The organism is Vibrio sp. A11 (assembly GCF_013048705.1).
Classification (GTDB): Bacteria; Pseudomonadota; Gammaproteobacteria; order Enterobacterales; family Vibrionaceae; genus Vibrio; species Vibrio metschnikovii.
Genome location: NZ_VHSI01000017.1, coordinates 12932 through 27317, shown reverse-complemented (window position 1 = coordinate 27317; position 14386 = coordinate 12932). Strand labels below are relative to the sequence as shown.

At 44.4% G+C, this 14386-nt stretch carries 12 protein-coding genes; all 12 read left to right on the top strand.

All coding sequences use genetic code 11. The features are described 5' to 3' along the window. Window positions 1–224: 224 nt before the first annotated feature. The 12 genes from trmJ (at window position 225) to der (ending at window position 13802) form a co-directional block, all read left to right on the top strand. On the top strand, window positions 225–953 hold the full coding sequence (trmJ, locus tag FKQ60_RS14905; RefSeq protein WP_154168985.1) for a tRNA (cytosine(32)/uridine(32)-2'-O)-methyltransferase TrmJ: 729 nt from the start codon (window positions 225–227) through the stop codon (window positions 951–953). 125 nt (window positions 954–1078) lie between these two features. After that, window positions 1079–1600 carry a Fe-S cluster assembly transcriptional regulator IscR gene (iscR, locus tag FKQ60_RS14900; RefSeq protein ID WP_154168984.1) on the top strand — a complete coding sequence of 174 codons (522 nt, stop codon included), beginning with the start codon at window positions 1079–1081 and terminating at the stop codon, window positions 1598–1600. 31 nt (window positions 1601–1631) lie between these two features. Then, entirely contained in the window at window positions 1632–2822 is a 1191-nt protein-coding gene (locus FKQ60_RS14895; RefSeq protein ID WP_161438684.1) for an IscS subfamily cysteine desulfurase, read from the top strand. 257 nt (window positions 2823–3079) lie between these two features. After that, window positions 3080–4372 (top strand): aminopeptidase PepB, encoded by a 1293-nt coding sequence (gene pepB, locus FKQ60_RS14890; protein WP_004395845.1) that lies wholly within the window; start codon window positions 3080–3082, stop codon window positions 4370–4372. Between the two features lie 206 nt (window positions 4373–4578). After that, a complete protein-coding gene (gene ndk, locus FKQ60_RS14885; RefSeq protein WP_154168978.1) occupies window positions 4579–5010 on the top strand; it encodes a nucleoside-diphosphate kinase in 432 nt (143 codons plus the stop codon). A 283-nt stretch (window positions 5011–5293) separates the two neighbouring features. After that, window positions 5294–6415 carry a bifunctional tRNA (adenosine(37)-C2)-methyltransferase TrmG/ribosomal RNA large subunit methyltransferase RlmN gene (locus tag FKQ60_RS14880; RefSeq protein ID WP_004395843.1) on the top strand — a complete coding sequence of 374 codons (1122 nt, stop codon included), beginning with the start codon at window positions 5294–5296 and terminating at the stop codon, window positions 6413–6415. A 560-nt stretch (window positions 6416–6975) separates the two neighbouring features. After that, window positions 6976–7887: a RodZ domain-containing protein gene (locus FKQ60_RS14875; protein WP_170905244.1), complete on the top strand. Its 912-nt coding sequence runs from the start codon at window positions 6976–6978 to the stop codon at window positions 7885–7887. A gap of 8 nt (window positions 7888–7895) precedes the next feature. Next, window positions 7896–9020: a flavodoxin-dependent (E)-4-hydroxy-3-methylbut-2-enyl-diphosphate synthase gene (ispG, locus tag FKQ60_RS14870; protein ID WP_170905245.1), complete on the top strand. Its 1125-nt coding sequence runs from the start codon at window positions 7896–7898 to the stop codon at window positions 9018–9020. A 24-nt stretch (window positions 9021–9044) separates the two neighbouring features. After that, entirely contained in the window at window positions 9045–10313 is a 1269-nt protein-coding gene (gene hisS, locus FKQ60_RS14865; RefSeq protein ID WP_170905246.1) for a histidine--tRNA ligase, read from the top strand. Window positions 10314–10352: 39 nt separating this feature from the next. Further along, window positions 10353–10967: a tetratricopeptide repeat protein gene (locus FKQ60_RS14860; protein WP_004395839.1), complete on the top strand. Its 615-nt coding sequence runs from the start codon at window positions 10353–10355 to the stop codon at window positions 10965–10967. A 12-nt stretch (window positions 10968–10979) separates the two neighbouring features. Then, window positions 10980–12140: an outer membrane protein assembly factor BamB gene (gene bamB, locus FKQ60_RS14855; RefSeq protein WP_158137950.1), complete on the top strand. Its 1161-nt coding sequence runs from the start codon at window positions 10980–10982 to the stop codon at window positions 12138–12140. 171 nt (window positions 12141–12311) lie between these two features. Then, on the top strand, window positions 12312–13802 hold the full coding sequence (der, locus tag FKQ60_RS14850) for a ribosome biogenesis GTPase Der (protein WP_158137952.1): 1491 nt from the start codon (window positions 12312–12314) through the stop codon (window positions 13800–13802). The last annotated feature ends 584 nt before the right edge of the window (window positions 13803–14386 follow it).

Below are 14386 nucleotides of genomic sequence, written 5' to 3'. Positions count from 1 at the left end.
CGGCCGACAACGGGCCTGATCATTTCATTTTTCTTTATGTTATTATCGAACAACGAACGCCAAGTAACCGTTTTTGTATGGATTATTCTCGAGTTACTTAGCCAACCCTTCAAGCCAATTTAATACCGTTAAAGTTAAGATGGACTCGCTCGTCAACGCGAATCAACGAGTGAGTGTCATCATCGACGGCGAGATTAGCGATAGATTGATGGTAAATTAACGTCATGTTAGACAATGTTAAAATCGTTTTAGTGGGCACATCACATTCAGGAAACATTGGTTCAGCGGCTAGAGCGATGAAAGTGATGGGCCTAAGTCAGATGGTATTAGTCGCACCTGAATGCGCAGTAGATGCTCAAGCAATCGCGTTAGCTGCGGGTGCCAGTGATATTGCGTTAAATGCGCAGATCGTCAGCACGCTGAGTGAAGCGGTTGCTGAGTGTGGGTTAGTCGTTGGTAGCAGCGCCCGTTCACGTACATTAGAGTGGCCGATGCTTGATCCTCGTCAGTGTGGCGAACAGTTTGCTATTGAAGGTCAAACCCATCCTGTTGCGGTAGTATTTGGTCGTGAAAGAACAGGCTTAACCAATGAAGAGTTACAGCTTTGTCATTATCATGTATGCATTCCTGCTAACCCCGAATACAGCTCATTAAACTTAGCGATGGCCGTGCAAACGTTATGTTACGAGATTCGCGTTGCTCATTTAACACATCAACAGAGTGAGTTTTCATCACCGACAGTGGTGGACTATCCTCGTCATCAAGAACTGGACCGATTTTATCAGCATCTAGAGCGAGTGTTGTTGGAAAGTGAGTTTATCTCTCCTTCACAGCCAGGGCAGGTAATGAACAAGCTCCGCCGATTATTCAGCCGAGCTCGCCCTGAAGCGCAAGAAATTAATATCTTACGTGGCGTATTGACTGCAGTAGAGAAAAAAATGCGCCTGCCTTAATTGTCGCTAATCACCTGATTAATTTAAGGTTAAATACCCGACTAATTCAGTCAATTAAATACTTGACTGAATTAGTCGGGTATGGAAGAATCTCAACCACATAATCGATGTGGATATGGTGTAATATGAGATTAACATCTAAAGGAAGATACGCGGTAACCGCCATGTTAGATGTGGCGCTAAATTCGCAGCAAAACCCAGTACCTCTAGCGGATATTTCAGAGCGACAAGGTATTTCTCTGTCTTATCTAGAGCAGCTATTTTCTAAATTACGTAAAGCTGGCTTAGTTGCTAGTGTTCGTGGTCCTGGCGGTGGTTATCGTTTAGGCGCAGAAGCGAGTACCATTTCTATTGGTACGGTTATCGCGGCGGTGGATGAATCTGTCGATGCGACGAAATGCCATGGTAAAGGTGATTGCCAAGGTGGCACTCGTTGTCTTACTCACACGTTATGGTGTGACCTCAGCTCACGTATTAGCGACTTCTTAAATAACATCACACTCGGTGAGTTGATGGTTGATAACGAAGTCTTACAAATTTCTGACCGTCAAGGTATGAACCTTGCGGCGAACCAAGGGAATGGCAATAAGCATTCTCAATCTGTCACTATTGGTGCAGCCTCCTTTGGTCTTAACGTTCGCTCATAGCGGCAATGTTTACACTGGAGTAAAATAAAAAATGAAACTGCCTATTTATTTAGACTATTCGGCCACCTGTCCGGTTGATCCGCGCGTGGCCGAAAAGATGATTCAGCATATGACGATGGATGGGACGTTTGGTAATCCTGCTTCTCGATCGCATCGTTATGGCTGGCAGGCAGAAGAAGCGGTGGATACGGCGCGTGAACAAGTTGCTGAACTTATTAATGCCGATCCGCGTGAAATTGTTTTTACTTCAGGGGCAACAGAGTCGAATAACTTGGCGATTAAAGGTGCGGCGCACTTTTATGCTAAACAAGGTAAGCACATCATCACCTGTCAAACTGAGCATAAAGCAGTATTAGATACTACTCGCCAGCTAGAACAGGAAGGTTTTGAGGTGACGTATCTTCAGCCTGACCGTCGTGGATTGATCGATATAAATCAATTACAAGCCGCCATGCGTGATGATACCGTGCTAGTGTCGGTGATGCATGTCAACAATGAAATTGGTGTGATTCAGGATATCACTGCGATTGGTGAGCTGTGTCGTGATCGAAATATCATCTTTCACGTTGATGCGGCTCAATCCGCGGGCAAAGTTGAGATCGATGTACAAGCAATGAAAGTCGATCTTATCTCACTCTCAGCGCATAAAATTTATGGCCCTAAAGGTATTGGGGCTCTCTTTGTGCGTCGCAAGCCGCGTATTTATCTTGAAGCACAGATGCATGGTGGTGGTCATGAGCGCGGTTTCCGCTCAGGAACACTGGCGACCCATCAAATTGTTGGGATGGGAGAAGCGTTTAACATCGCTAAACAAGAGATGGAGCATGATTATCAACATGCTAAAACTTTACGTGACCGTTTACTTAATGGCATACAAGATATCGAAGCTGTGAGTATCAACGGTGATTTAGAGCAGCGTGTTCCTCATAACCTTAATCTCGGTTTTGCTTTTGTCGAAGGCGAATCGTTGTTAATGGCCCTGAAAGATCTTGCGGTTTCTTCAGGCAGTGCTTGTACCTCGGCTAGCTTAGAGCCTTCTTATGTATTGCGTGCGCTGGGTTTGGATGATGAATTAGCACACAGCTCGCTTCGTTTTTCATTTGGCCGTTTTACGACCGAAGATGAAATAGATTATGCGATTGAACATATTCGTAGCGCAGTGACTCAATTGCGTAATATGTCGCCTTTGTGGCAAATGCATAAAGAAAGCTCAATAATATAGTCGGCAGCGAGCCATCAAATCAGTGTTGAGTTAACAATTTTAAGCAAAATAAGCGGACCTCATGGTCCGTTTTTTTATCCAGTGGGTATTTTTACGCGACAAAATGTTAACATCGTTAGGTTGATTATTCGTTGTGATTCAGATATATCCGAGAGTAGTTATTCTCAACTCGTTACAAGAGCGGTAATCGCGCGGTAGTGTAACGGAACAAAGGAATATATCTATTAGGGCCACACCATATAGGACAAGGAGAAACCATGTCTACACAGATGCCTGTATTTATTAGTCTAGAGTCAGCCCAGCCTCAGTGGGGAGAAAAAGCCCTCGTCTCATTCTCAGAGCAGGGCGCGACCATTCATTTATCGAAAGAGAATGATCTCAATGCCATTCAGCGTGCAGCACGTAAATTAGATGGCCAAGGATTGCGTTCGTTACATTTATCTGGTTCAGCATGGACCTTAGAAACGATTTGGGCATTTCACCAAGGTTATCGTGATCCTAAAAAGAAAAATACCTTACAGTGGGAGTCGTTAGCCAGCGCTGATCAAACTGAACTTGAAGCACGGATTAAAGCGGCGGATTGGACACGCGATATTATCAATAAAAGTGCTGAAGAAGTGGCTCCTCGTCAATTAGCGACCATGGCTGCCGAGTTTATTAAGTCACTAGCTCCGGATCACGTCTCTTATCGAATTGTAAAAGATAAAGACCTATTGACGGAAAATTGGGAAGGCATTTATGCGGTAGGTCGAGGTTCTGAGCGCACTTCTGCCATGTTGCAATTAGACTACAACCCAACGGGCGATGATAATGCTCCTGTATTTGCCTGCTTAGTTGGCAAAGGCATTACCTTTGACTCTGGTGGCTATAGTTTAAAACCGTCTAATTTTATGTCTTCGATGAAAGCGGATATGGGTGGAGCAGGAACCATCACCGGAGCACTTGGTCTGGCTATCATGCGCGGTTTGAATAAACGCGTTAAGCTCATTTTGTGCTGTGCTGAGAACATGGTATCTGGCCGTGCATTAAAATTGGGTGATGTGATCACCTATAAAAACGGCAAAACCGTTGAAATTATGAATACTGACGCAGAAGGGCGGTTAGTCTTAGCTGATGGTTTGATTTACGCTTCAGAGCAAAAACCACAATTGATCATCGATTGTGCAACGTTAACGGGAGCTGCAAAAAATGCGTTAGGTAATGATTACCACGCATTACTGAGCTTCGACCAAGCTTTGAGTCAACAAGCGCTCAATGCAGCTCAAGAAGAGCATGAAGGATTATGGGCTCTGCCATTAGCTGATTTTCACCGTGATATGTTGCCCTCGAACTTTGCTGATCTCTCCAATATTTGTTCTGGTGATTATTCACCGGGTGCAAGTACGGCAGCGGCTTTCTTATCCTACTTTGTTGACGATTACCAGCAAGGCTGGCTACATGTCGATTGCGCGGGAACGTATCGTAAATCCGCCAGTGATAAATGGGCCGCTGGGGCAACAGCGATGGGCGTTAAGACCGTTGCGCGTATTTTATTAGATCAGGCCAAATAATAAGTAACCAAGGGGCAGTGTTGATTGCCCCGTTTTGTACTCTTTTTTGCTATTACAGCGGTATTGACGTCGTTGAGTAGCTCCTATGACATGGTTATCTATGTGGTTAGGGAGAGACTCATCTGTCGCTAAAGGTAGCAGCAAGCGATTGGAGTACGTATCAATTAGCCTTACTATTTACTATCAAAATCCAAAAAGGACATCTTATGGCTCTTGAAAGAACATTTTCAATTATCAAACCTGACGCGGTAAAGCGTAACTTAATCGGCGAGATTTACCATCGTATAGAAAAAGCGGGATTGAGAATTATCGCGGCAAAAATGGTTCATTTAACCGAAGATCAAGCGAGCGGTTTTTATGCTGAGCATGAAGGAAAAGCGTTCTTTAATGATCTAAAAGCCTTTATGACATCAGGTCCGATCATGGTCCAAGTGTTAGAGGGAGAAAATGCGATTGCTCGTTACCGTGAATTAATGGGTAAAACTAATCCGGAAGAAGCGGCATGTGGCACGATACGCGCTGATTACGCGCTGAGTATGCGTTATAATTCTGTACACGGCAGCGATAGTCCTATTTCGGCAGCTCGTGAAATTGAGTTCTTTTTTCCCGACGCTGAAATTTGCCCACGCAGTGAGTGAGTTGCCGTAGAACCCAAATGGCACCATCAAGACTCAGCGCTGGATGGTTTATGGTTTTTACCACGGTATAAAGTAAGCGTTAAGCTGAAGGTAAATAGTTAATCACCGTGTTTATTGGTGACCCCTGATGAGTCCTGCCTCATCAGGGATTAATCATCGACTAGAACCGCTTTCCTATCCCAACAATGTCGCAAAAAATTCAGGGTTTTACTGTGCTTGTTGTCATTGAATAAAGGCTGTACAATTCGCGCCCTTAATTCTAGTTCCATCTTGGAGAGGCCACATGACCACTGAAAAAGTCAATCTGCTCGATTTTGATCGCAAAGGCTTACGTACTTATTTCGCAGAAGAATTGGGTGAAAAAGCGTTTCGAGCTGATCAAATCATGAAGTGGATTTATCACTTCGGTTGTGATGACTTCGAAAAAATGACCAACATTAACAAAAACCTGCGTGAGAAATTACAGACTCACTGTGAGATTCGAGCGCCTTACGTTTCCGATGCTCAATACTCCAGTGATGGCACGATTAAATGGGCAATGCGAGTCGGAGATCAAGATGTCGAAACCGTCTATATTCCCGAGGAAGATCGCGCCACATTGTGTGTCTCTTCACAAGTTGGTTGTGCGCTGGAATGTAAGTTTTGTTCAACCGCTCAGCAAGGGTTTAACCGTAATTTACGCGTTTCGGAAATTATTGGTCAGGTTTGGCGTGCAGCACGTGAAATTGGTTTGGAAAAAGAAACAGGCCGCCGTCCGATCACCAATGTGGTAATGATGGGCATGGGTGAGCCGTTGCTCAATATGAAAAACCTCATTCCTGCGTTAGAACTTATGCTTGATGACCTCGGTTTTGGTTTGTCGAAACGTCGTGTGACGGTCTCTACTTCAGGTGTCGTTTCTGGTTTAGATCAAATGACCGGGCAAATTGACGTTGCTTTAGCGATTTCACTTCATGCACCTAACGATAAACTACGCAGCGAAATTATGCCGATTAATGATCGCTGGGATATTCAAGATTTTCTTGCTTCAGTGCGCCGCTATATTGCCTCTTCTAACGCCAATCGCGGTAAAGTAACCGTCGAATATGTTTTGTTGGATCATGTGAATGATGGCACTGAACATGCGCATGAACTGGCTCAGTTGATGAAAGGGACGCCTTGTAAAATTAACCTGATCCCGTTTAATCCTTATCCAGGTTCACCGTATAAAAAACCCAGTAATTCACGCATTGATCGTTTTCAGAAAACCTTAATGCAATATGAGCATACTGTGACAATACGTAAAACGCGTGGTGATGATATTGACGCTGCCTGCGGTCAGTTAGTTGGTGATGTAATAGACAGAACCAAACGGACGAAATTAAAGCAGCAGCCTGAGCAGATTATTCCCGTAAAAACCTTATAAACCTTTTTAATAACGCCAGCCTTTTCGCTGGCGTTATTGTTAAGAGAAAACGGCTAAACAAGTCGAATTACATTTTGAGTTTATAAGCCAATAGATGCTCAGTTTTTATCGGTCATCGAGCACCTTGATAGAATCATGCTATTAACTGAAACAGGCTGCGTAAGGTGTTTTGATGCATAGTAGGATTCTTAGCTCACAGTGGCAAATTATGGCTTTTTTATGTCAATTTAACGAAAAATCTTGACCTAGCTGTAATTTCTTTTTCAAATCAATGTTGTTTACCGCCTAAGATCCATTAGAATGATTTAATTAGAGCCCATTCGATGTAGCGGTCGAATCGAACAAACGTGATATCCAACTTACTTGATGAGTGATAATGCAATTTCCTCGCTGTATAAGCAAAATTAGTCTGGAAGTTAGTATTATCGAAACTTAAGTGAATTGGATGAAACCATTTTCCCTGTTGGAGCCCTGAGAACCTAAACGCGACTAATGAATAGAGACAAAAATAACAGCGTAGGCTTCGGCTCGAACACGAATAAAAGAGATTGATAGCGCGGATGAATACACAACAAGAGACCATCGTTGAAGAAACGCCGAACGTTCAACAACCCGGCACACTGCTTAAGCTCAAACGAGAAGCTTTAGGATTGAGTCAAAAGCAAGTGGCTGATCGCTTACGGTTGCGGGTGGCGATTATTCGTAACATTGAAGATAACCAATTTGATTCTGATTTGGTGGCAACCTTTACTCGTGGTTATCTGCGTTCTTATGCTAAAGCCGTCGGACTCTCGGCTGCTGAAGTCGTCGAAGCTTATGAGTTGCACTATGTGATTGAGCCTCAAGAGCAGAAGATGCAAAGCTTTTCTAAAAAAACGAAACGTGATCAGCACGATAGTCGTATCATGTTGATCACTTGGGTTATTGTATTGGTGATTATTGGTATGTCATCACTGTGGTGGTGGCAGAATAACCAACACAATAATCTCACTTCATCGAGTGAGCTCAGTTCATTGATTACTGAGCAAACCAATCCGCAGTCTGCGTTGGCCGACCCTATTTTGGATCAGCTACCGACGGTGAGTGACCTGACTGTTGGTAATGAGGTATCAGCGGTTGAGCAAGCAGAAGAGGAAGAGTCCCCCGTCAACGATAGTCGGGTTGAGCCTATCTTAGAAGCGGAGCCATCCATCACACCAGCTACCACCGAAAATACGCCGGTCAACGCTGACGAGAGTAATTTGCTCAGCATGACTTTTAGCGCTGATTGTTGGATTCAAGTTAAAGATGCCACTGGCAAAACGCTGTCTACCGGCGTTAAAAAAGCCGGTCAATCAATCAATGTGCGTGGTGAAACCCCGATTAGTGTCATTCTTGGAGCACCAGAAGGTGTTTCTGTCACATTTGCGAGTGAACCTGTCGACCTTTCTGGGTATACTTCAGGCAGAGTAGCTAGATTCACCTTACCTTAGACGAAATTATGCAACACAAGTCTCCTATTAAGCGTCGCCCCTCTACACGTATTTATGTGGGTAACGTACCTATTGGCGATGGCGCGCCTATCGCCGTACAATCCATGACTAACACCAGAACCACAGATGTGGCTGCGACCGTCGCTCAAATAAAAGCGTTGGAGAAAGTCGGGGCCGATATTGTCCGTGTCTCGGTTCCTACTATGGATGCTGCCGAAGCATTTAAGTTAATTAAGCAACAGGTCTCGATTCCTTTAGTGGCAGATATTCATTTTGACTATCGAATCGCTTTAAAAGTGGCCGAGTATGGTGTTGATTGTTTACGGATTAACCCTGGTAATATCGGTAATGAAGCTCGGATCCGCTCGGTAGTCGATTGCGCCCGTGATAAAGGCATTCCGATTCGAATCGGCGTTAATGGTGGTTCATTAGAAAAAGACCTTCAGCTTAAATATGGTGAACCGACACCTGAAGCTCTGGTTGAATCTGCGATGCGCCATGTCGATATTCTCGACAGGCTAAACTTCGATCAGTTCAAAGTCAGTGTTAAAGCTTCGGATGTTTTTCTAGCAGTAGATTCCTATCGGTTATTGGCTAAACAAATCGATCAACCTCTTCATTTAGGGATCACCGAAGCGGGTGGTGCCCGAGCTGGTTCAGTTAAATCGGCAGTTGGTTTAGGGATGCTGTTGGCTGAAGGTATCGGTGATACGCTACGGATTTCTTTAGCGGCCGATCCTGTTGAAGAGATTAAAGTCGGTTTTGATATTCTGAAATCACTGCGCATTCGCTCTCGTGGGATCAACTTTATCGCTTGTCCAAGTTGTTCTCGTCAGGAATTTGATGTGATCAGTACGGTTAACGCACTTGAGCAGCGTTTGGAAGATGTGTTAACCCCAATGGATGTCTCGATCATTGGTTGTGTCGTCAACGGCCCTGGTGAGGCAGAAGTCTCCCACTTAGGATTGGCTGGCAGTAATAAAAAAAGTGCCTTCTATGAAGATGGTGTTCGTCAGAAAGAGCGCTTTGATAATGACGATCTCGTTGCTCAGCTCGAAGCTAGAATCCGTTCAAAAGCAGCTCAGTTAGACACGAGAAATCGTATTGCTATTCAGCAAATCGAGCAAGATTAACCTCACGATATTACGGTAAATATTTTGGCAAAGACTATTCAAGCAATTCGAGGCATGAACGACTGCCTCCCGACTCAATCTCCAATTTGGCAAAAAGTGGAGAACGCAGTTAAAAATGTCGTTAGTGCCTATGGCTATAGCGAAGTGCGTATGCCCATCGTGGAAATGACGCCACTTTTTAGCCGCGCTATTGGTGAAGTGACCGATGTGGTTGAAAAAGAGATGTACACCTTTGCTGACCGTAATGGCGATAGCTTAAGCCTTCGTCCTGAAGGAACAGCCGGTTGCGTTCGTGCAGGAATTGAACATGGCCTGCTGTATAACCAAGAGCAGCGTTTATGGTATATCGGACCAATGTTCCGTCATGAGCGTCCTCAGAAAGGTCGCTATCGTCAGTTCCACCAATGTGGCGTTGAAGTATTTGGTATCGATGGCCCAGATGTTGATGCCGAGCTTATCATGATGACAGCACGTCTATGGCGTGAACTTGGTATTGCTGAGCATGTGCGACTAGAGCTGAATTCGATTGGTTCATTAGCGGCTCGCGCGGATTATCGCAGCGCGTTGATTGAGTATTTAGAACAACATCAAGACGTATTGGATGAAGATTGTAAACGCCGCATGTATACCAATCCATTGCGTGTACTTGACAGTAAAAATCCAGACGTTCAAGCGATACTTGGCGATGCGCCCGAATTGGCTGATTACTTAGATGCCGAATCGAAACAACATTTTAGCGGTTTGTGTGAACTTCTTGACGCGGCAGGTATCGAATACACCGTTAATCAACGTTTAGTGCGTGGATTAGATTATTACAATCGAACGGTTTTTGAATGGATAACAGAAAGCTTAGGCTCTCAGGGCACTGTGTGTGGCGGTGGCCGCTATGATGGTTTAGTTGAACAGCTCGGAGGGAAAGCGACTCCGGCAGTTGGTTTTGCGATGGGACTTGAGCGTCTGGTATTGATGATGGAAACCTTAGGTAATACAGAGGTGCGGCGTAGCGTAGACGTTTATATTGTCACGGCGGGTGAAGGTACCACCATGGCTGGAATGAAACTCGCTGAGCAACTGCGTGAGCAAGTTCCGGGTTTACGTGTGATGAACCACTGTGGTGGTGGTAACTTCAAAAAACAATTTAAACGTGCAGATAAAGTTGGTGCTGCGGTCGCTCTGGTACTTGGTGAAAACGAGATCGCTGAAAAGACGGTAGTACTAAAAGATTTACTTGGTGGTCAGCAAACCACGTTATCTCAAACTGATATTGCTAGCCAATTGGCTCATCTCGTTTAAACGCATGTTTTTGAGATTTCTTATTTAAGAGGACAGGAAGTGGAACTCTACGATACCGAAGAACAACAAGTTGAAGCGATAAAAGATTGGTGGAAAGAGAATGGTAAAGCCGTTCTCCTTGGTGCGGTACTTGGTCTTGGCGGTTTGTTTGGATGGCGTTATTACCAGCATTCAACTACGACGGGTCAAGAAACAACGTCTGAAACGTATAGCAAAGCTATCGCTAACTTTTCAGCTAAAGGGGCGCAAGCTGAGTCAGATTTACAGCATTTTATCGATAATCATCAGAAATCAGAATACGCTGTTTTAGCGGCGATGCAGCTTGCTAAAGCACAAGCCGATGCCGGGCAGTTAGATGAGGCGTTAGCGCAACTTGAATGGGCTAAGAAGTCGACGAAAGACGCAGCATTAACCCCAGTCATTGCATTTCGTATTGCACGTTTGCAGGCTGAGCAGCAGCAATTTGATGCCGCGCTGGCTGAATTAACAACGATTACTGAGGCAAGTTGGGCTGCACGTGTTGCTGAATTACGTGGTGATATTGCACTCCGTAAAGGAGATAAAGACGCGGCTTATGCAGCCTATTCACAAGCTCAACAATCGAGTAATGCTAGCCAAACATTACAGCTGAAACTCGATGATCTAGCCAGATAAGGGCATCTGTTGATGAAAAAAATATTCAACAAAGTGCTTTTGTCTGCGGCCGTAATCGGTTTGTTAGGCGGATGTGCTGGGGAAGAAGAAAATATCATTATGGCTCCGCTACCTAGTGTGAGTAGTGAGTTTACACCGCAACCCATTTGGAGTAACTCGGTTGGTCGGGGAGTCGGTCATTTTTTCTCTAATCTGACTCCTGAATACGCTTATGGTAAAGTGTTTGTTGCTAGTCGTGATGGCGAAGTCAAAGCCCTTGATCCCAATGACGGGAAAACATTATGGCGTGTTAATGTAAGACAAGATATGCCAGCGCGTTTATCTGGGGGCATTGTTGCCGCTTACAATCAGCTGTTTATCGGCAGTGAAAACGGTCAAGTCCTGGCTTTAGATGCCGAAACGGGCGAGCTGAATTGGCGTGTCGATGTAGCCGGTGAAGTACTGGCTTCGGTTGCCACAGACAGTAACTTAGTGATTGTGAATACCAGTCGAGGCATATTGCTTGCGTTAGACAGTACTAATGGCGCTCAAAAATGGACCATCAGTACCGAAGTACCCAGCTTAACCCTACGTGGTGATAGTCGGCCTGTTACCGCTTCTGGTGGTGTTTTTTGGGGAACCTCTAACGGTCGTCTTGCCGCCGCAATTATTGAACGTGGTCAATTAATTTGGCAACAGCCGATAGGTCAACCGCAAGGCGCAACCGAAATTGATCGCTTAGTTGATGTTGATGCTGCGCCATTGATCATTGGAGCTAACTTGTACGCCATCGGTTTTAATGGGCAGTTAATTTCAATTGATTTGCGTTCAGGTAGTGCGGTATGGAAACGCAATTATTCGTCAACGACGGATATGGTCAGCGATGGCCGCCGTCTGTTTTTAGTTACTGATAAAGATCATGTCGTTGCCGTTGATGCACGTAGCGGGACGGAACTATGGCAGAATAATCAGCTACAGCACCGACTGTTAACGGCGCCTAAATTGATTGATGGTTACCTAGTTGTTGGTGATAGTGAGGGATACCTTCACTGGTTGGATCGCAATAGCGGCGAATTTGTGGCTCAGCAATTCGTCAGTAAAAGCGGTTTTGCAGTCGGTCCCCTTGCACTTGACGATGGCTACTTGATTGTCTCGCGAGATGGTAAAATAAAGAAACTGACTATCACTCAATAAATCGTGATATAATTCACATTCGGCTCCTGGCTGTATACAGCTAGGGGCCGTTTTGCTGCAATAAACCTTGAGTTTGTATACCCAAATGTGTTTGTCATACTAAACTTTTGTACCGAGTAGCAAAATCATTTGAGTATAATTACATAAGAAAGAATTATTATTGAGGTTGTTATGATACCTGTTGTTGCTCTTGTTGGGCGTCCAAATGTAGGTAAATCGACGCTATTTAACCGACTCACCCGTACACGAGATGCACTGGTAGCGGACTTCCCCGGTTTAACCCGCGACAGAAAATATGGCCAAGCAAAATTAGGTGAAAACGAATTCATCGTGATTGATACCGGTGGTATTGATGGCACAGAAGAAGGCGTTGAAACTAAAATGGCTCAGCAATCATTGGCGGCGATCGACGAAGCGGACGTCGTCTTGTTCATGGTTGATGGTCGTGCTGGGTTAACTTCTGCCGATGAAGCCATTGCTCAGCATTTGCGTCGTATTGAGAAAAACGCGATTTTGGTTGTGAATAAAGTCGATGGTATTGATGCTGATGCGGCTTGCGCTGAATTTTGGCAGCTCGGGATGGGATCGCAGATGTACCAAATTGCCGCAGCCCATGGTCGAGGCGTTGCTGTTCTTATCGATCGCGCGTTGAATCCGCTCGCAGAGCAGATGAACGAAGATCTACAGAATCTAGAAGATCTGACGGAGTTTGTTGATACTGATGAGCCCGAGCAGTTGGAATACACTGAAGAAGAAGCGGAAGCAGAATTTAAAAGGTTACAAGATCAACCGATTAAACTGGCCATTATCGGTCGACCTAATGTAGGTAAATCAACGCTCACTAACCGTATTTTAGGTGAAGAACGGGTTGTGGTTTATGATATGCCCGGCACCACACGTGACTCGATTTATATTCCAATGCAGCGTGACGATCGTGAGTATGTCTTGATCGATACCGCGGGTGTGCGTCGTCGTAAAAGTATCAATGAAACGGTAGAAAAATTTTCTGTTGTTAAAACGCTTAAAGCGATAGAAGATGCTAACGTTGTGCTATTAGTGATCGATGCTCGTGAAAATATCTCTGATCAAGATTTAAGCCTACTCGGTTTTACTTTAAATGCTGGACGTTCGGTGGTCATTGCGATCAACAAATGGGATGGCTTGAGCAATGATATCAAAGAGCGTGTGAAAAAAGAGTTGGATCGCCGCTTAGGATTTGTTGATTTTGCTCGTATTCACTTTATCTCGGCGCTGCATGGTACCGGAGTTGGTCACCTTTTTGAGTCGGTACAAGAAGCGTATCGTTCTGCCACGACACGAGTGGGAACCTCGGTATTAACTCGTATCATGAAAATGGCAACCGATGATCACCAGCCACCACTGATTCGTGGTCGACGCGTTAAACTGAAGTACGCTCACGCAGGTGGTTATAACCCACCGATCATTGTTATTCATGGTAACCAGGTTAATGAACTGCCCCATTCCTATAAACGCTATCTAATGAACTATTACCGTAAATCATTAGAAATCATGGGTACGCCAATTCGTATTCAGTTCCAAAGTAGTGAAAACCCATTTGAGAACAAAGTGAGCAAGTTGACGTTATCTCAAGAACGTAAACGTAAGCGTTTAATGACCATGGTGAAAGATCGTCGAAAATAGACCTAGGTCGATATATTATAAAAAGCCCAAGCTGTTAGCTTGGGCTTTTTTTATCCCTTTTCGTCATTGTATTTTGTCGGTTTTTGATGGATGAGTTAACGCTTCCTCTTTGAGTATGGCGTTATACTATGCTTAAAATAGGATCTTATAAGGAAGAATTAGTGATAATGATCATTTTATTAAATATTGTGAATTTAGGTTTGTGAATTTTAATTTAGATTTTTAATCTGTTTAAAATCCAAATGCAGAATATGTAACTTATGCTTTCGGTGTGTGGTGATATAAATGTTCTTTTTACGGTAGATCGCTGATCAAGGTAGATAAAGCAAAAGATCCATGATAGATCCCAAAGCACAGCAAGTGGAACGATTCACGTGATTTTATGTAAATAGACAGATCGGCTGAAATCACCAATGGCCCATTTGTTCTATCGAGTACTTGGCGGTATGATCGCTAGGGCCTTGCGATTTGAAGAAGAGGGGCTCGGTGTCTTTTTGCCTTATACTGTTCTAGGCCATCCCTTTTTCTACTTGAAGCCGCAGTGATGTGTGCCGCCTTTGTTGACCTTTTTTGTCAACCAGTCG